Annotated in this window: 16 protein-coding genes; 6 read left to right on the top strand and 10 right to left on the bottom strand. The window is 57.5% G+C overall.

The window, feature by feature from the left end:
- Positions 1–12: 12 nt before the first annotated feature.
- The 4 genes from DV711_RS13705 to DV711_RS13690 form a co-directional block, all read right to left on the bottom strand.
- Positions 13–717, bottom strand: a complete 705-nt coding sequence (locus DV711_RS13705; RefSeq protein WP_165840120.1) for a TorF family putative porin — start codon at positions 715–717, stop codon at positions 13–15.
- Positions 718–1,041: 324 nt separating this feature from the next.
- Positions 1,042–2,529, bottom strand: a complete 1,488-nt coding sequence (locus DV711_RS13700; RefSeq protein WP_114696261.1) for an aldehyde dehydrogenase — start codon at positions 2,527–2,529, stop codon at positions 1,042–1,044.
- Positions 2,530–2,566: 37 nt separating this feature from the next.
- Positions 2,567–3,958, bottom strand: coding sequence for an aspartate aminotransferase family protein (locus DV711_RS13695; protein ID WP_114696260.1), 1,392 nt, complete (start codon positions 3,956–3,958; stop codon positions 2,567–2,569).
- Positions 3,959–4,141: 183 nt separating this feature from the next.
- On the bottom strand, positions 4,142–4,858 hold the full coding sequence (locus DV711_RS13690) for a GntR family transcriptional regulator (RefSeq protein ID WP_114696259.1): 717 nt from the start codon (positions 4,856–4,858) through the stop codon (positions 4,142–4,144).
- A gap of 449 nt (positions 4,859–5,307) precedes the next feature.
- Here DV711_RS13690 and DV711_RS13685 point away from each other — a divergent pair, with 449 nt between their 5' ends.
- From DV711_RS13685 to DV711_RS13665, 5 genes are all read left to right on the top strand, one after another.
- Positions 5,308–6,399 (top strand): polyamine ABC transporter substrate-binding protein, encoded by a 1,092-nt coding sequence (locus DV711_RS13685; RefSeq protein WP_114696258.1) that lies wholly within the window; start codon positions 5,308–5,310, stop codon positions 6,397–6,399.
- A 192-nt stretch (positions 6,400–6,591) separates the two neighbouring features.
- Positions 6,592–7,755 carry an ABC transporter ATP-binding protein gene (locus DV711_RS13680; protein ID WP_207802636.1) on the top strand — a complete coding sequence of 388 codons (1,164 nt, stop codon included), beginning with the start codon at positions 6,592–6,594 and terminating at the stop codon, positions 7,753–7,755.
- Positions 7,752–8,732: an ABC transporter permease subunit gene (locus tag DV711_RS13675; protein ID WP_114696257.1), complete on the top strand. Its 981-nt coding sequence runs from the start codon at positions 7,752–7,754 to the stop codon at positions 8,730–8,732. Before DV711_RS13680 ends, DV711_RS13675 begins: the two co-directional genes overlap by 4 nt.
- Positions 8,732–9,550, top strand: a complete 819-nt coding sequence (locus tag DV711_RS13670; RefSeq protein WP_114696256.1) for an ABC transporter permease subunit — start codon at positions 8,732–8,734, stop codon at positions 9,548–9,550. The genes DV711_RS13675 and DV711_RS13670 overlap by 1 nt, the downstream gene beginning before the upstream one ends.
- Before the next feature lie 101 nt (positions 9,551–9,651).
- Complete coding sequence (locus tag DV711_RS13665; protein ID WP_114696255.1) at positions 9,652–10,386, top strand: type 1 glutamine amidotransferase; 735 nt, start codon at positions 9,652–9,654, stop codon at positions 10,384–10,386.
- On the opposite strand, the gene DV711_RS13660 is transcribed toward DV711_RS13665, so the two are convergent.
- Positions 10,383–11,300, bottom strand: coding sequence for an ROK family protein (locus DV711_RS13660; protein WP_114696254.1), 918 nt, complete (start codon positions 11,298–11,300; stop codon positions 10,383–10,385). The two genes, DV711_RS13665 and DV711_RS13660, sit on opposite strands and share 4 nt — an antisense overlap.
- Positions 11,301–11,319: 19 nt before the next feature.
- Entirely contained in the window at positions 11,320–12,756 is a 1,437-nt protein-coding gene (gene pyk / locus DV711_RS13655) for a pyruvate kinase (RefSeq protein ID WP_114696253.1), read from the bottom strand.
- A 255-nt stretch (positions 12,757–13,011) separates the two neighbouring features.
- Here pyk and DV711_RS13650 point away from each other — a divergent pair, with 255 nt between their 5' ends.
- Positions 13,012–13,506, top strand: a complete 495-nt coding sequence (locus DV711_RS13650; RefSeq protein WP_114696252.1) for an acyloxyacyl hydrolase — start codon at positions 13,012–13,014, stop codon at positions 13,504–13,506.
- 100 nt (positions 13,507–13,606) lie between these two features.
- Here DV711_RS13650 and DV711_RS13645 read toward each other — a convergent pair whose 3' ends face one another.
- From DV711_RS13645 to DV711_RS13630, 4 genes are all read right to left on the bottom strand, one after another.
- Complete coding sequence (locus DV711_RS13645; protein WP_114696251.1) at positions 13,607–14,500, bottom strand: AEC family transporter; 894 nt, start codon at positions 14,498–14,500, stop codon at positions 13,607–13,609.
- Positions 14,501–14,743: 243 nt separating this feature from the next.
- Positions 14,744–15,223, bottom strand: a complete 480-nt coding sequence (locus DV711_RS13640) for a universal stress protein (RefSeq protein WP_114696250.1) — start codon at positions 15,221–15,223, stop codon at positions 14,744–14,746.
- Positions 15,224–15,523: 300 nt separating this feature from the next.
- Positions 15,524–17,212: a D-lactate dehydrogenase gene (dld, locus tag DV711_RS13635; protein ID WP_114696249.1), complete on the bottom strand. Its 1,689-nt coding sequence runs from the start codon at positions 17,210–17,212 to the stop codon at positions 15,524–15,526.
- A 119-nt stretch (positions 17,213–17,331) separates the two neighbouring features.
- Entirely contained in the window at positions 17,332–18,717 is a 1,386-nt protein-coding gene (locus DV711_RS13630; protein WP_114696248.1) for a TRAP transporter large permease, read from the bottom strand.
- Positions 18,718–18,719: the final 2 nt, after the last annotated feature.

The following is an 18,719-nucleotide window of genomic DNA, read 5'->3' as shown; positions in this document are numbered from 1 at the left end:
TCGAAATCGTTGTTAGAACGATTTTGAAACGCTGAATACCAAGGCCGATTGGTTGGCGTTGGCGCCGGATTTTACCTTACCGAAGTAGGCGTCATCGTCGTCGATATCGGTGTCCATGTAGGTCAGCGACAGATCGAGTTCGGCAACGGTCTTGGCCAGGCTGATGGAGTAGTCGATGTATTCGCTGTCGTCGTCCTTGAGCTCATCGCCGAAGCTGTAACCGGCGTGCAGGGTCAGGCTGATCTCTTCGGGCAGATCCAGGCTGTAGTTGGCTTCGATATATTCCAGCGTGTTGTCACCGCCGAAGTAGTCCGGAGCGTTCCAGTAGGCCAGGCGAGCGCCCATGTAATCGACCCCAATGCTGATCTCGTTGTAGTTCTGGCCGCTGGCGCCGGAGTAGATATAGCGGTAAAAGGTCACATCGTAGCTCAGATCTTCATTGATCTCGCCCCAGTAGCCGGCATAGATATCGTGCTCGATATTGGTGTTGTCACCATCGCCGAAGTCGACGTTGGAGGCCCAGGTGCCGACGAACAGACCCGAGTCATGGGCATAGTCGAAACCGCCTTGGACGGCGGTGTTTTCCGCGCTCTGGGAGATACCCCGATAACGGTAGTCGTTGGTCAGGCTGATGTTGGCAGAAATCTCCGCCATGGACGCGCTTGAGGTAAGCAGCAGTGCAGATACCAGGGCGGACTTGGCAACGGTTTTTTTCATCATTTTTTCCCTTCGTAAGTAATCAAGGTTGTTATTTTTTTGCTTGGATTTTGAGCAAAAGGGGAACGGGTTGAGGCTACCTTGATAAAGACTAAGGTCGTATACCCGATACGGGGTAGAGATTAAAAGCAGCTGTTTGTTGTTAAAATAGGAGTATTTTTTCTTGCGGTTTGTTTTTATTAAAATAATTTACGCTGCTGTTGTTCTGTTGGATAAATTGGCCGCTAGCCGCTGTTAAGTGCTAAATTCTGCACCAAACAGGCGATTTTACGGACGAAAAAAAACGCGACCAGAGGTCGCGTTTTTCGTCTCGTTAACGGAGAGTTATAAGCGGATGAAGACGTTCTTCATGTCGGTGTATTTCTCCATTGCATGAAGCGACTTGTCGCGGCCGTTTCCAGAGGCCTTAACGCCGCCGAAGGGGACCGTGGTGTCACCTTCTCCCCAGGTGTTGACCCAGACCATGCCGCTTTGGAGTTGGCGGCTGACCCGGTGAGCTCGGGACAGGTTGGAGGTCCAGACCGATGCTCCTAGTCCATATTGGGAATCGTTGGCTAGGGCGATCGCCTCCTCTTCGGTTTCGAATTCGCATACGGCCAGAACCGGACCGAAGATCTCTTCCTTCACGAAGGTCATCTCGTTATGGGCACCGTCGATAATGGTGGGAGTGGCATAGTAGCCTTGACCATCCTTGTACTCCGGCACACCGCCCAGCAGCGGTTGGCCGCCTTCTTCGAGCGCCGAGCGGATATAACGCTCAACCGTGGCCAGCTGGGCACCATCGACCAGAGGCCCCATGTTTGTGGCCGGATCCAGCGGGTCGCCGGGCTGGAAGCGTTCGGCCGCCTTGAGTAGCGCCGCCATAAACTCCTGTTTGATCGACTTCTGTACGTAGATCCGGGAACAGGCGATGCAGACTTCACCCTGGTTGGAGAAGATCGCTGCCGCTGCCGTGGCGGCGGCCCGTTTGAGGTTGTCACAGTCATCAAAGATCAGGTTGGGAGATTTGCCCCCGGCTTCGATCCAGACCCGCTTCATGTTGGATTCACCGGCGTAGCCCATCAGCATCGCGGCGACCCGGCTGGAGCCGGTGAACGCCAGTACGTTGACATCCATGTGCAGCGCCAGGGCCTTGCCGGCGGTGTGGCCGAAGCCGGGAACCACGTTCAGCACCCCGTCGGGCAGACCGGCTTCGGTGGCCAGCTCCGCCAGCCGCAAGGCACTGAGAGGGGCTTTTTCCGAGGGTTTCAGTACCACCGAGTTGCCGGCCGCCAGTGCCGGGGCGATCTTCCAGGCCACCATCATTAGCGGATAGTTCCAGGGGGTGATGGCACCAACCACGCCGACCGGGTTGTGCTCGATCAGCACCAGGGTGTCGTCGCCGGTCGGGGCGATCTCGCCGTAAACCTTATCGATCGACTCGGCGCTCCACTCGAAGCAGTCAACGCTATCGGGAATGTCGATATTGACCATCTCCGAGATCGACTTGCCCATATCGAGGGTGTCGGTCAGCGCCATCTCATCGCCATGCTGTTCGATCAGTCGTGCCAGCTTCAGCAGGATCTTCTTACGCTGCTTGGGTGGCAGGCCCGACCAGACACCGGCATCGAAAGCCTGTTTGGCGCTGGCGACTGCAGCGTCAATATCGGCGCTGTCGCAGCTGGCCACATCGGCCAGCTTCTGTTCATTGGCCGGGTTGATCGACGGGAAGGTTTCACCGCTGATCGCATCGACGAAACGGCCGTCGATATAGGCTTGGTGGCGAACCCTCAGCGCCTGGCTGAGTTGCTGCCATTCGGAATAGCTTTTCATGAATTACTCTCTGTCTTGGACCGCTTGGGGGTCTTGCTTAATAACCCAGTTTGCGAGCACTTTCCAGTGTCAGATCAAGGCACTGGCGGGCTTTGTCGCACAGCTCGTCGACCTGATCACGGGTGATGACCAGCGGCGGTGACAGCACCATGCGGCTGCCGGTGGCACGCATGATCAGACCGTTGCTAAAGCAGTGGTCGCGGCAGATGGTGCCGATATCGATATCTTCCGGGTACAGCTCCCGGGTCTCCTTGTCTTTGACCAGCGCCATGCCGGCGACCAGGCCGACGCCGTCGATCCGACCGACCAGTGGGTGATCGGCCAGTTTTTCCTGTAGCTGCTGCTGGAAGTAGGGGCCGATATCGTTGGCGACATAATCGATGATATTTTCCTGCTTCATCAGGCGGATATTTTCCAGCGCTACGGCGGCAGCGGCCGGGTGGCCCGAATAGGTGAAACCGTGGTTGAAGTCGTCGTCATGCTCGATCAGCGCGTTGGCGATCCGTCCACCTACCGCGACAGCAGAGATCGGCAGGTAACCGGAGGACATCCCTTTGGCCATCGAGATGATGTCCGGCTTGATGCCCAGGGTTTGGCTGCCGAACCAACTGCCGGTGCGTCCGAAACCGCAGATCACCTCGTCAGCGGCCAGCAGGATGTCGTATTTGTTGCATATCTTCTGGATCTCGGCCCAGTAGTTGCTCGGAGGCACGATCACACCGCCGGCACCTTGGATCGGTTCGCCGATAAAGGCGGCGACGTTATCCGGTCCGACTTCGAGGATCTTGTCTTCCAGCGCCTTGGCGCAGGCCTTGCCGAAGTCCTCTTCGCTCATGTCGGCGCCTTCGCCGTACCAGTAAGGCTGGCGGATATGCTCGATGCCCGGTACCAGCGGGGCGCCCTGCTTATGCATGCCGCCCATGCCACCGAGGCTGGTGCCAGCCAGGGTGCTGCCGTGGTAGGCGTTGTTACGGCTGATGACGATGTTGCGGTAGGGCTTGCCCTTGATCACCCAGTACTGACGCACCAGGCGCAGGATGGTATCGACCGCTTCGGAGCCGGAGCCGGCAAAGAAGATGTGGTTGAGGTCGTTCGGGGTGACGCTGGCCAGCTCTTTGGCCAGTTCGGCGGCCGGCATATGGGTGGTCTGGAAGAAGGTGTTGTAGTACGGCAGGGTTTGCATCTGCTGTTGTGCGGCATCGACCAGCTCCTGACGACCGTAGCCCATGTTGACGCACCACAGACCGGCCATGCCGTCGAGGATCTTGTTGCCTTCGCTGTCCCACAGGTAGACGCCGTCGGCATGGGTGATTACCCGGGCACCTTTGGCATTCAGCGCGCCTGTATTGGTGAACGGGTGCAGGTGGTGGGCAGCGTCTGCGGCCTGGATGTCGCGGGTGTCTTGGCGTTGTTCGGTGTTGTTGGTCATGCTGTTCTCCTTGGCTGGCCGGCGGATTGAAGGTTAGAGACCGGCGGTCAGAATCTGGGCGCTATCGGCACGGGTGTTCTGTTCGGGTGCGATAACCGTGTTGAGATAATGTGATCACAAAATAGGGTTGTCAATCGAGCCCTATGCCCCGTTTGGGGCAGGTCGACCCAGTGCTGGTCGTTACTATTGAGCGTGCTGATTGTTGCCGTTGAGAAAACGACTCAGCATCTCTGGGGTGCCGGCGAAAGCCAGGCCGTCGCGGATATCGGAGCCGATTGCCAGTTGCAGTGCCAGGCTGTCTTGGCGCTCGAGTGCATTGATCGCCTCTTTGTGGCGATCGATCTGATAGTGGTCTTGCAGTTGTTGGGTGGCCAGGCGGACGAAGGGGCCCAGCTGCAGCCATAAGCTCTCGATCAGAGGTAGCGTTACTTGGTGCGGATTGGCTCGATAGAGCAGGCGGTGGAAGTGCTGATTGAGGCGGTTGATCTGTTCTAGTTTGCCGCTCTCTTGCGCCCGGTCGATCTCCAGGTCCAGTTGGCGTAACTGTTCCAGGCGCTCTTTATCGACATAGGGCAGTGCCCGAACGGCGGCATGGCTCTCCAAAGCGATTCGTGCTTCGCACAGCTCGGTGAACTTCATCGCCGTCATTTGCGGCACCATTACCCGACGATTGCCGAGAATCTCCAGCGCGTTCTCTGCCGCCAGCTGTCGCAGAGCCTCTCGGACCGGCATCGGGCTAACCCCGAGAAGATCGGCCAAGCCACGAATCGTCAGGGCACGCCCCGGAGGGATCTGGCCCACCATCAGGGCGTTTCGCAGGCTCTGATAGGCCCATTGGGTAACGGTCTGCGAGTCCTGTCGCGGCGGCAGGTGGATACTGAGTGGTGGTTGTTTGGTCATGGCTGGCAGCTGTTTGGTCTGTCGATGGGGCGATCTTAACAGAAATGTGATCACTTTTTTCTAGTTCAAGTTGAGCCAGATTTGACCTTTGGATTTACGGGTTGAGTTAACGAACCCTCATGGAGGGTCATCTAATGTATAAGATAAGTTTCTGTTTTTGTTCGTTATTGTGGTTTTTGTAGGGGCTGTTGTTTAGGTGTTGTTGGCAGGATTAACGATGTTGCTACCTCTTTTTGAGAGAAGTGTCAATAACCCCGCGTTGGGGTAGTTTCGACCGCTGGCTGACGTATATTCAAGCTACGTGCAAAGCGTGAAAAGAGCCGGATCAACCGGTCGTGTACATGCTTTATCGGGCAGTAGAACAATAACAAACAAGCTATGACGCAGAGTTCTGCAGGTGTTCCCCTTCACCTCAAAGCAACGTTGAAATAGCGCATGGAGACAGATCAATGCAAAAAAAGACACTTGGGATCGCCGCCGCCGTAGCCCTCTCTTTGTCCGCGTCGGCGATGGCCGAACAGAAAGTGGTCAACTTCTATAACTGGTCCGATTACATGGACCCGGCCTTAATACCGCAGTTTGAGAAAGAAACCGGTATCAAGGTGAATCTGGATTACTACGATTCCAATGAAGTGCTCGAAGCCAAGCTGATGACCGGCGGTTCCGGTTACGATGTGGTGGTTCCGACCGGTTCCTTCCTGGAGCGTCAGGCCCAGGCCGGTGTTTATATGGAGATTGATCGCGGCAAGCTGAGCAATCTGGGCAATATCGATCAGGTGCTGGCAACCAAGATCTCCGGCCATGATCCCGATAACCGACACAATGTTCCTTACGCCTGGGGCACCATCGGCCTGGGTTATAACGAGGCGATGATCAAGGAACGCTTGGGTGACATGCCGGTTGATAGTCTGGATCTGATCTTCAAGCCCGAGGTCGCGGCCAAACTGGCCGATTGCGGTATCGCGCTGCTGGATTCACCCGCCGAGATGATGGCGATTGCGCTGAACTACCTGGGTCTGGATCCGAACTCCGAGAAAAAGTCTGACTTGAAAAAAGCGACTGCGCTTATGTCAGCCGCCCGCCCGAGCTATCGTTACTTCAATTCCAGTAAATATATCTCCGACCTGGCCAACGGTGAGGTTTGTCTAGCCGTAGGCTACAACGGTGATGTGCTGCAGGCTGCCAGCCGAGCCGAAGAGGCGGGCCAGGGTATCTCTGTTAAGTACGCGATTCCGACCGAGGGAACCGTGGCCTGGTTTGACCTGCTGGCGATCCCGGCCGATGCGCCTCATCCTGAAGAAGCCCACCAGTTGATCGACTTCCTGCTGCGGGCCGAGTCCGGTGCGGGGATCGCCAACTATGTGTTCTACGCTGTCGCCAACAGTGCCGCCGAGCCGCTGCTGCTGGACGAAGTTAAAAACGATCCGGGTATCTACCCGACGGAAAAGGTCAAGGCAAACCTGTTCACCCAGAATGCCCACACCTCAAAGTACGATCGTATCCTGACCCGCGCCTGGACCAATATTAAGACTGGTCGTTGAGCAATCCGATCAACCGAGGGGGTGGCAGTCGTCACAACCTCGGTTATCTTTGATCAGAAAAGGGGGCGGCCTGTCGGTGATCACACCGTATGCGTCCAGCCGCCGTGTTCGACCTATCAGTGATCGAGCCGGTATCTACGTCTAGTCCGCCGTTACGTAGCCCCCGTCAGCCATTCCGTTCGAGATTTAGTTATGACTTCAGCTGTTACCGAGATGCAACCCACGACACCCGCGCAGCAGGAAATCCCCGTATGGAAACAGGAAGGCGCGGAACCCTTTCTTCAAATCCAGGGAGTGACCAAGAAATTCGGCGAGTTCACCGCCGTTGATAATGTGTCTTTGGATATCTACAAAAACGAGCTGTTCTGTCTGCTGGGAGGCTCCGGTTCGGGCAAGAGTACCCTGTTGCGGATGCTGGCGGGGTTTGAAAACCCGACCTCCGGCCGGATTCTGATCGATGGCGTCGATATGTCCGGGGTTGAACCCTGGAAGCGCCCGGTCAATATGATGTTCCAGAGCTATGCGCTGTTCCCGCACCTGAGCGTGGCCGACAATGTTGCCTTCGGCCTGAAGCGCGAAGGCGTTGCGCGGGCGGAGATCAAGCAGCGGGTCGGCGAGATGCTGGAGATGGTCCAGCTGGGTCATCTGGGGCGTCGTAAGCCCAGTCAGCTCAGTGGTGGTCAGCGACAGCGGGTGGCACTGGCACGGGCACTGGTGAAGCGACCCAAGCTACTGCTGCTGGACGAGCCGCTCGGGGCGTTGGATAAGAAGCTGCGTGAAGAGACCCAGTTCGAGCTGATGAATATTCAGGAGGAGCTGGGGGTGACCTTCGTGGTGGTGACCCACGATCAGGAAGAGGCGATGACGCTGGCGACCCGGATCGGGGTAATGAATCACGGTGTGATCGTCCAAACCGACGAGCCCCACGATGTTTACGAATACCCCAGCAGCCGCTTTGTGGCCGAGTTTATCGGCTCGGTCAACCTGTTCGAGGGTAAGGTGATTGAGGATAAGCCGGACAGTGTTCGGATCAAGTCCAAAGAAGCCGGCAGTACCCTGTTTATCAATCACGGTATCAGCTGTTCGCCGGATCAGATCGTCCATGTGGCGGTACGTCCGGAGAAGATCCGCCTGAGTCACGAGAACCCGGGCCAGAGCGATAACTGCCTCAGTGGTGTGATCGAAGATATCGCCTACATGGGCAGCCTGTCGCTGTTCCGGGTCAAGCTGGCCAGTGGCAAAGAGGTGCGGATCACCCAACCCAACTTTGATCGCCGGATCGGCGAGCGCTTCACCTGGGATGACAAGGTGTTCCTGCACTGGGATGAAGAAAGCAGCGTGGTACTGACATCATGAGTGGCAAACCTCCCGTTCAGGCCGGACCCACGGTTGCGGCGGTCGATGCGATCACCCAGGGCCTGGCCAAATACAACTTCTTTCGTCGTGTCAGTTGGGGCCGGTTGGCGGTTATCGCCGTGCCGATGCTATGGCTGGCGGTGTTTTTCTTTGTGCCTTTCCTGGTGGTGTTCAAGATCTCGCTGGCCGAGACGGCGATCGCGATTCCACCCTATACCGCCCTGCTCGAATGGGTGGGGGACATGGAAGAGGCCTATGTCACCCTGAAGCTGAATCTGGGTAACTATCTCTACCTGCTCGATGATGTCTTTTATCTGGACGCCTATCTCAGCTCGATCAAGATCGCCGGTATTTCGACCTTCTGCACCCTGTTGGTAGCGTTCCCGATCGCCTACCTGATGGCCCGCTCCAATGGCTCGACCCGGGCGCTGTTGCTGGCGTTGGTGATCCTGCCGTTCTGGACCTCCTTCCTGCTGCGGGTCTACGCCTGGATGGGAATCCTGAAAAAGAACGGGCTGGTCAACGATATCCTGATGGGACTGGGGATCGTCGACGAACCCCTGACGATGCTGCAGACCGACTTTGCCGTCTATCTGGGGATCGTCTACACCTACCTGCCGTTTATGGTGCTGCCGCTCTACAGCGCGCTGGAAAAACTCGATATGACCCTGCTCGAAGCGGCAGAAGATCTGGGCAGCCGTCCGGTGACCAGCTTCTTCCTGATTACCTTGCCGTTGTCGCTGCCGGGGATCGTAGCCGGCTGTCTGCTGGTGTTTATTCCGGCCGTGGGTGAGTTCGTGATACCGGCGCTGTTGGGTAGTCCCGACACGCTGATGATCGGTCGAGTGCTTTGGGATGAGTTCTTCCTTAACCGTGATTGGCCGATGGCCTCGGCGGTGGCAATCATGATGTTGATCATTCTGGTGTTGCCGATCATGTTGATCCGAAACAGCCAGGGCAAAGAGGAGTCAGCCTAATGAAACGTCGTTCTTTGTTCCTGAATTCGTCGGCTACGCTGGGATTTATCTTCCTCTACGCCCCGATTATCGCGCTGATCATCTACAGCTTTAACGCCTCCAAGCTGGTTACCGTCTGGGGTGGTTGGTCGCTGAAGTGGTACGTGTCGCTGTTCAACAATGATCAGATCATCGATGCGGCTTTGTTGAGCGTGAAGATCGCCTTTATCAGCGCCACTGCGGCGGTGGTATTGGGCACCATGGCAGGATTCGCCCTGAGCCGGTTGGGGCCGTTCCGCGGCAAGATGATCTTCTCCGGCTGGGTCACCGCCCCGCTGGTGATGCCGGAAGTAATCACCGGCCTGTCGCTGTTGCTGCTGTTTGTGGCGATGGAGGGTATGTTCGGCTGGCCCTCTGGGCGGGGTGCCAGCACCATCATCATCGCCCATGTCACCTTCTGTATGGCGTATGTGGCGGTGATCGTGCAAGCGCGCCTGTCGTCGATGGATGAGTCGCTGGAAGAGGCGGCGATGGACCTGGGGGCAAAACCACTACACCTGTTTTTCCTGGTGACGCTGCCGTTGATCTCACCGGCCATCATCTCCGGTTGGTTGCTGGCGTTCACGCTGTCGCTGGACGATCTGGTTATCGCCAGCTTCGTCTCTGGACCGGGTAACAGTACCCTGCCGATGGTGATTTTCTCCAAGGTCCGCTTGGGGGTCTCGCCGGAGGTGAACGCACTGGCCACCCTGATGATTCTGATCGTAGCGATCGGCGTGGGTCTGGGGATGTGGCAGCTGCGTCGACAGGAAAAACTGCTGGCACAGCCGGAAAACTGATCGATCAGGTCAGCTGCTGAGGCTGGCCTGATTAAACCCATGGGATCGCTCGAGGTTATGGTGGTCGGTCCCATCGAAATCCATAGAGTGTGAGGTGACGTATGAAGCTGGGGATTCTGGCGACCGGTATTACGCCCGATGAACTGTTGGAGTCCTACGGCTCCTATGCACAGATGTTTATCGACCTGTTCGATCAGGCGGGTGAGACGTTCGAGTACGCGATCTTCGACGTGCGGGACGACAACTTCCCAGAGGCGGCTGAGGCTTGTGACGGCTGGATTATCACCGGTTCCAAGTTCAACGTGTATCAAAACCTGCCCTGGATGCAGCGGCTCAAGCAGTTGATTCTGGAGATCGATCGAGCCAGTCTGCCGATGGTGGGAATCTGTTTCGGTCATCAGATCATCGCCGAGGCGTTTGGTGGTCGGGTAGATAAGTACCCCGGCGGCTGGGGTGTCGGTCTGCATCGCTATCAGTTGACCGACGCGGCCTCATCGATATCAACGAGTATTTCCAGTGATGATGGGTTTACCATCAGCGCGATGCACCAGGACCAGGTGCTGGATAAGCCCGCCAATGCCGATGTGATCGCCGAATCGGATTTCTGTGCCTATGCCGGGCTGCTGTACAACGATCGGATTCTGACCCTGCAGGCCCATCCGGAATTCAATCTGGCCTACGAGACCGATCTGGTCGCGCTGCGTAAAGGGGAGCCGATCCCGACCGAGACGGCGGAGCAGGGCTTGGAGACGCTACGGGTTGCGTCTGCGCAGATCGATTCCGTCACGGTGGCCGGTTGGATGGCCGAGTTTCTGAAACAGCGTCAGTTGGCTTAGGAATATTCAGATGTGTCTTGGGGCGGCCATAACCAAGCCGCCCCACGAACACCGCTGGCATCACCGTGCTGTGCGGCGACCAGTTGGGTGTTGACCCGGTCCGAGAACACATAGTCACCCCAGCGCGACGGAATCTCGCTGTAGAGCCGTTTGATGTTGGAGAGACCTCCGCCGAGCACGATTACCTCCGGGTCGAGCAGGTTGATAACCCCGGCCAACGCGCGGGCCAGCTGATCGTAATAGCGCCCCAGGCTGTCCTGGGCTTGGAGGTCGCCGGATTTGGCCAGTCGAACCAATTCCTCTGCATTCAGAAGCTGGTCGTAGCGTTGCTGGTGATGCGCAGCCAGTCCCGGCCCGGACAGGTAGGTTTCGATACAGCCACGCTTACCGCAGTAGCAGGGTAGCGCCGGTAGATCCTCTTCGGTTGGCCAGGGCAGCGAATTGTGACCCCACTCGCCAGCGATCCGATTCGGGCCGCTGAGCAACTGCTGCCGATGGACGATCCCGCCACCGACTCCAGTACCCAAAATCACCCCGAACAGGGTCTGCGCTCCTTTTCCGGCGCCATCGATCGCTTCGGACAGGGCGAAGCAATCGGCATCGTTGGCCAGTCGTACCGGTCTTTTCAAGCGGTGTTGCAGATCCAGATCGAGCGGCTGGCCGATCAGACAGGTGGAGTTGGCATTCTTGACCCGGCCATGGTCCGGCGACAGCGTGCCCGGGATACAGATGCCGACCGAGCCTTGCTGCCCCAGCTCCTGCTCGGCGGCTTCCACCAGCTCGATGATCGATTCCACGGTGGCCAGATAATCCCCGGCGGGGGTGGCAACACGCTGGCTATAGCAGCGCTGACCCTGTGGGTCGAGTGCCGCGAGCTCAATTTTGCTGCCGCCGAGGTCGATTCCGATCTGCATGCTTTTTTGCGGCTCCTGGCTACCGGACGGTCAGAACGTTGCAGCTGTTGGTGCCCGACTGGGGGGCGTAGTTGCCTCCATGGGTGACCAGGACGATATCACCGCTGTTGAGGTCGTGCTGTTGCTTCAGTTGCTCCAGTGCTTTGTCGGCCACCACGGCGATGTCACTGGCCCAGAAATCGAATCGAACCGGACGTACCCCTCGATAAAGACTGACCCGGTTGAGGGTGTCGGTGTCCCGTGACAGAGCGAAGATCGGCAGGCCGGAGCTGATGCGTGACAACAGCAGTGGGGTTTTACCGGACTCGGTCAGGGCGATAATCGCCTTGACTCCCTCCAAGTGGTTGGCGGCGTACATGGTCGCCATCGCCACGGTTTCGGTGATGTCGGTGAAGGTCTTGTCGAGCCGGTGCTTGGAGACATTCACGCTGGGGTGCTTTTCGGCTCCTTGGCAGATCTCGGCCATGGTTTTGACGGTCTCGACGGGGTAGGCGCCCATGGCGGTCTCACCCGATAGCATCACCGCGTCGGTACCGTCGAGTACCGCGTTGGCGATATCCATCACTTCGGCACGGGTCGGCATCGGGTTGTGGATCATCGACTCCATCATCTGGGTGGCGGTGATCACCACTCGGTTGAGCTGACGGGCGCGTCGGATCAGGCGCTTTTGCACACCCACCAGTTCGGGGTCGCCGATCTCGACCCCCAGGTCACCTCGGGCCACCATCACCGCATCGGAAGCCAGGATGATCTCGTCCATGGCCATCTCGGTCTCGACCGTTTCGGCACGCTCCACCTTGGCGACGATGCTGGGCTCGAATCCGGCCTCGGATGCCAGTCGGCGGGCCAGCTCGATATCGTCGCTGCTGCGTGGGAAGGAGACGGCCAGGTAATCGACCCCGATCTTGGCGGCGGTCAAAATATCGGTCCGGTCCTTGTCGGTCAGCGCCGCGGCAGAGAGTCCGCCGCCAAGTTTATTGATGCCTTTGTTGTTGGACAGCTGCCCACCCAGGCTGACCCGGGTGATGACCCTAGTGTCTTCGATCGCTTCCACATCCAGATGTACCCGGCCGTCGTCGAGCAGCAGTCGGTCGCCGGGCTCCAGATCCTGCGGTAGGGTCTTGTAGTCCAGTCCTACTGCCTTTTTGTTGCCGGCACCGGCGGCCAGTGCGCTGTCGAGGGTGAAACGATCACCGACTTTGAGTTGGATCGGGCCATCGGCAAAGGTGGAGATCCGAATTTTGGGACCCTGGAGGTCGCCCAGGATCGCGACCTGCACGCCTAGCTCGCTGGCTAATTGACGTACCTGTTCGGCCCGCTCGAGATGATCGTCGGCGCTGCCGTGGGAGAAGTTGAGTCTGACGACATTAGCGCCGGCCTGAAGCAGGGCTTTGAGGTTATCGGCCTTGTCGGTGGCCGGGCCGAGGGTGGTAACGATCTTGGTGCGACGAAACATGGGGCTCTCTTAATTCGGCAAATAGGCTGTTGAGCTCTTTTATCTGCGCGATTATCGATACCGCAGAGCCTGAAGAACTCATCAGCTTAATCATACGCCCAGATAAATGACATTTCCGATGCAGAGGCAGATATCCCTCAGAAAAGCTTCGTTTTGTTGGGCAAATTGTTGGGCAAAGCGGCTAAATAGCGCTGGTGTATTACACTTCCTAGACGCTTGGTTGATTTGCATCATCGGATTGTTGAGGAGAAGTCGATGCAGAAAACCCTCGTATGGATCGTGCTTAGTGCTGCGATCTCAGTAGTCGGTAGTGTGGCATACGCAGATACCAGACTGGTTGTCGGAGCCGGTGCATTGCGAGCCTACAATGGCGATCAACTGGCAACAGGGCGTGTTGCCTACGAGTGGGAGCCTCTGGCTAACTACTGGGATATTCGGCCCTATGCCCAACTGCTGGCATCGGATCGTGGTGATTATTTAGTCGGTCTTGGTGTGCTTAAGCAGACTCCGCTTGGCCGCAAGTTTGAAATCGGTATCAGCTTATCGGCGGGCTACTATCATGAAGGCTCTGACAAATTGGGCGACGAGCTTGATCATGATGTGGAGTTTCACACCTCCTTAATGCTCGACTATCTTCTGTCCCCGGATCGCCGACTCAGGCTCGAGCTGGGGCACATCTCAAACGCCGACTTGGGGGATGAGAATAAAGGAACGGAGTCGTTGATCCTGTCGATCGTTTTCTCTCGCTAGAATGGCAGTAGGACAGGCAGCAGACAGAGCCGCCTTGGTGATGCTGCGTCATCCGTCATTCGTCCCGTTGCCATTGGATTGGAGTGTCAGCAGGGCTGGATCAAAGCACGAAGGCCAGCACCGGCGGGATCGTCAAGAGGGCGCCGATATTCCCCAGCAGCACGATCGAAGCCACCTGCTCGGGCTGTTGCTGGTAGCGCTCGGCCATCATGTAGTTGAGCACCGCCGGGGGCAGGGCACCAAAGACCAGTAGTAGACTGAACTGCTCCTGAGAGAGCTGCAGCCAGGGTTGGATTATCAATACCACCAGGATTCCCGACAGCGGGCAGAGCAGGGCGCCGATCACGCCCTGTTGCCAGTGTTTGAAACCGACCTCGACGATCCGGATTCCCAGGGTAAACAGCATCAACGGGATCGAGATCTGACCCAGCATCTCGATCGGTAGCGCCGCCGCTTTGGGGAGCTGCCAGCCGCTCAGACTCCAGCTGATACCGGCGATGGTGGCAATGATCATCGGCATTTTCAGCAGGTTCAGCAGTCGGGTGTTGCGATCCAGCATCATCGCACCGACACTCATATGCAGGGTGTTTTCGACAATAAATAGAATCACCGCCGCCGGAAGAACCTGCTCGCCGAAGGCTAATACCAGCAGCGGGATGCCCATGTTGCCGGTGTTGTTGAACATCATCGGTGGCAGAAAGGTTTTCAGATTCAGCTTCAGCAGCCGGGCGATGGGATAAAGCAGCAGTCCGGAGCCCAGTACAACGAGCAACCCGCCCAGGGCCAGGTCCTGGTATTGGCTCAGCGGAAAGGTCTGGGTCGCCATGGAGTGAAAGATCAGCGCCGGGATAAAGATATCCATGTTGGCGCGGTTGGCGAATTCGATATCGGGGCGATGGCGTCGGCCGTACAGGTAACCGCAGAGCACGATCACGAACAGCGGAAAAACGGTTAGGAAGATGCGCTCGGTCAGCGCCCAGCTGGTGGCGGTCATAGAGACGTTCCGTCCTGTTTAGCTGATGGACAAATAGGCATCCTCCCATTTGTGTGTCGCCCACTGAACACTGCTGCAGTTGCGCAGTGCAGCGTTGTTTCTGGGCGCATTGGCCTATGGCCAATGTTGATACGTCCCTGCATCAATCTATCAACCTGGCGGGCCAATATTTCAGCCGTGTCGGCTGCGGACGAGCAGATAGACCGGTCGCCACGGGGCGACCGGTTGGATGAAACCTGGGGGTTAACCCTTAACCGGTATTACCATCACCGGGCGCTTGGCGTACTTGATCACCTGGCGGGTGGTGCGGCTGCTGCGTCCCAGGCTGTTGTGGGAGCCCATCAAGATCATGTCGGCGTCGATCTCGTTGGCCACTTCGACGATCTCGTCGGAACGGTTGCCCTCGCCGACGATCTGTTCGATGGTGATGTCGGGATGGACCTCAAGATCCTGCATTTCGTCGTCGTAGAACTTCTTGACCCGGTCCTTCATGTTGTCTTTGACCTTGGCCAGACCTTCGTCATGCATGTTCTTGATCAGCTCGGGCGCCAGGTAATTCTGGATCAGCGCCTGGCCGGTTTCGCCGATCGGCTCAACCACGTGCAGCATCACCAGCTTGGCGTTATAGAGTTCGGCCATCTTGACCGCCTGACGGAAGACGGGACGGGTGTGCTTGCTCAGCGAGGTGGTGTAAAGGATGGTTTTAATCTCTGGCAGAGACATGGTGGTACTCCTTGGTACTGGATACGTCTGTCGAACAGGTTCGGCCCTGTCCGAACGGCTACTGGCGTTACATTAATTCTGTGACATGCGTATCGAGGGACTGCGCTTATCCTTCCAGAGGCTTTTTGTGCGGTTGGCGCCGATGGCGTCAATCCGTTGCGTCCTTACTCGCTAGCGGCTACCTGCTGTCGATCTTTAAGTAGCGATCAGTTGGGTAGACTTTGGTTTTATACTCCAAGCCAGCGGGCGAGACAAACCTAATTGTCGGCCCACTGGTTTTAGGTCACGTTGAGTGCAAAATCAGCAGCCGCAGCGACGTTTGGAGGTCTTGCCGATACCCGGATTAAAAGTGTTGGTCGGGTCGAGCTCGGCGTAGAAGTTCTTCAGACCACTTTCCGCTTCGTACAGGTGGCCGACGTTATGCTCGGCCGGGTACTTGGCGCCTTTGGCCGCCAGAATATCGAGCATCTGCTGCTTGATCGCTTTGGCATCGGCGCCTTTCTTCAGGATGTAGTCCTGATGGAACACATGACACATAAAGTGGCCGTAGTAGAGCGAACTGACCAGCTGCGAGGTGATCGACTCCGGCAGCTTTTCGACCCAGTCTTCGTCGTTGCGCTTGAGCGCAATGTCCAGCGCCAGGATATTTTCGACCTCTTTGTGGTGGACGGTCTCGTACCGGATCGCAGCTCCGGCGGCGGCAAAGCGCAGCAGATAGGCTTTCTTCGCTTCGTCGGCGCTACAGGCGATATAGCCCCCCTTGGCCGGATCGCTGAAGAACTCTTTCAAGTAGGCGTCCGCTTCGTCGATGCCCTCGTCACTCATCTTCAGAATCAGATGGTGTTCGTAGTCGTCGCGGAACTGCATCAGCCGCTTGGGTACGATGTTGGGCCAGCAGCGGCTCATGATCTGCATCACCCGGTCCGGCAGCTCCTTGGGAAGGAAGCTGAACCGGTTCAGCCAGGCACTGATCGAACCCTTCACGGCAAACAGTTTGGGCAACGGGTCGGTGCCCAGGTAGTTGATCATCAGGAAGGTGTCTTTGCCGTACTTCAGGGCGATATCGAACACATCGCGATGCATGTACTCGCCGACTTCCGGCAGGTTCTTGAAGCCTTTGAGAATATCCCGGCGAAGCTGGGTCAACTGGGCCGGATCGTTGGTGCCGATGTAGTAGACCTGCTCTTGCTGCGGCACCTCGAAGGTGTCCAGTCGTACCGCGAAGATAGCCAGTTTGCCGGCGCAGCCGCTGGCCTCGTACAGACGGCGGGTGTCGGCGTTGAAACGGGCCGGAGTGTCGGCATCGACGTCGCGCAGGATTTCCGGATAGTCGCTGGCCGAGGCTTTGCCAGGAGCGGCCTGGCCATCGGTGGAAAAGTTCTGCTGTTCCAGGTTCTGGAGCATCTCTTCGGGGCTGTCGCCCAGTTCGATTCCCAGGTGATTGACCAGCTCCAATTCGCCGTTATCGCTGATGCGGGCGAACAGTGACAGTTCGGAATAGGCCGGTCCGCGTTTCACCAGCGCGCCACCGGAATTGTTGGCGATTCCGCCGATAATGGAGGCGCCGATGCAGGAGGAGCCGATTACCGAGTGGGGAGCCCGATTCAAGGGCTTGAGCAGCTTCTCGAGCTTGAACAGGGTGGCGCCGGGCAGGCTGATGATCTGGCGCCCTTCGTCCAGCAGATAGATGCTGTCCATGCGGGTGGTGTTGAGGATGATGATATCCCGGTCGTAATCCTCACCGCTAGGGGTCGAGCCTTCGGTCAGGCCGGTGTTGGCGGCCTGCATGATGATGATCTTGTCGGCTTCGACGCAGGCTTTCAGTACCCGCCACTGCTGCAGCAGGGTGGTCGGAAATACCACCGCCAAGGCGTCGCCTTCGCCGGAGCGGAAGCCCTTGCGGTAATGTTCGGTTTGGCGTTCGCCGGTCTTGATATTTTCACGACCGACAATGGTCGTTAATTGATCGATAAACTGTTGTGCTGACATAACGCTGTCCTGCCTGAAATTCGTCGCGAAGCGGGGTTGGCGAGGGGGCATGAAGCCTGGATTGAGAGGGGGTGAAAGGCCCGCAGAGCTGCGGGCCAGATTTCACGTCGGCTCTCTCATCAGCCGTAGGCGGCGGCTGGTAGCCAGATCACCAGCTGCGGCCAGAGCACCAGCACTACCAGTGCGATCAGCTGCAGGATGATGAACGGAATAACCCCTTTATATATGTCGCTCAGGCGGATATCCGGCGGACAGACCCCCTTCAGATAGAAGAGGGCGAAGCCCACCGGTGGGGTTAAGAACGACGTCTGTAACGCCATCGCCACCAGCATTACGAACCAGACCAGCTCGGGGTTGTCGACCACGCCATAGCCGTCGATATCAAAGCCAAGCGCACTTATAACGGGCGCTAACAACGGCAGGATGATCAGGGTGATTTCGATCCAATCCAGGAAGAAACCGAGCAGGAAGATGATGAACAGGATGAAAGCGATGATGCCGTAAGGACCGAATGGCAGGCCGGTCAGGAACGACTCGATCAGCTCGTCACCACCCAGCTCACGCAGTACCAGCGCGAAGCAGGTCGCACCGATAAAGATCGCAAAGATATAGGCGGTGGTGTTGTAGGTGCCCTGCATAACCTCTTTGAGCACCTTGAAACTGAATTTCTTGTTGTACATCGCCAGCAGCGTTGCACCCAAGGCACCAACACCGGAGGCCTCGGTCGGGGTGGCGATACCGGCGAAGATTGAGCCCAGTACGATAAAGATCAGCAGCAGGGTCGGGGTTACCGCTTTCAGCAGCCCGATAAAGGCACGCATGGTAACCCGCTTGGCATCTTCCGGTACCGGAGCCGAATCCGGGCTGAAGAAGCCCACGCTCAGGATGTAGATGATATACAGTGCGCCCAATAGCAGTCCCGGGAAGACCGCTCCCATAAACAGGTCACCTACCGACAGGCCCAGCTGGTCGGCCATGATAACCAGCATGATGCTTGGCGGAATCAGGATGCCCAGGGTACCCGCCGAGGCGATGGTGCCCAGTGCGAACGGTTTGGAGTAGCCTTGCTTCATCATTGACGGCAGCGACATCACCGCCAGCAGTACCACGGAGGCACCGATGATGCCGGTGGAAGCCGCCAGGATGATACCGATAGCGGTTACGGTGATCGCCAAGCCACCACGGACTCGCCCGAACAGCTCCTGCATCGACTGCATCAGTTTCTCGGCAACACCGGACTTATCCAGCATGATGCCCATAAAGATAAACATCGGCAGGGCGACCAGGATCCAGTTATCCATGATTTTGAACAACCGGTTGACCACCAGGCCAAGGGTCAGAAAGTCGAGCCCGGTAAAGGCGTCAAGATACATATCGGCCAGATAGCCGATGCCGGCGAAGATAACTCCGATGCCACCCAGAACCCAGGCGACCGGAATACCGGTAAACAGTAGCGCGATGAACGACAGGAACATCGCGATAACGAGAATCTCATTAATTTCCATCG

Source organism: Motiliproteus coralliicola (assembly GCF_003345655.1).
Classification (GTDB): Bacteria; Pseudomonadota; Gammaproteobacteria; order Pseudomonadales; family Balneatricaceae; genus Motiliproteus; species Motiliproteus coralliicola.
This window is presented reverse-complemented; position numbering and strand designations above follow the sequence as displayed.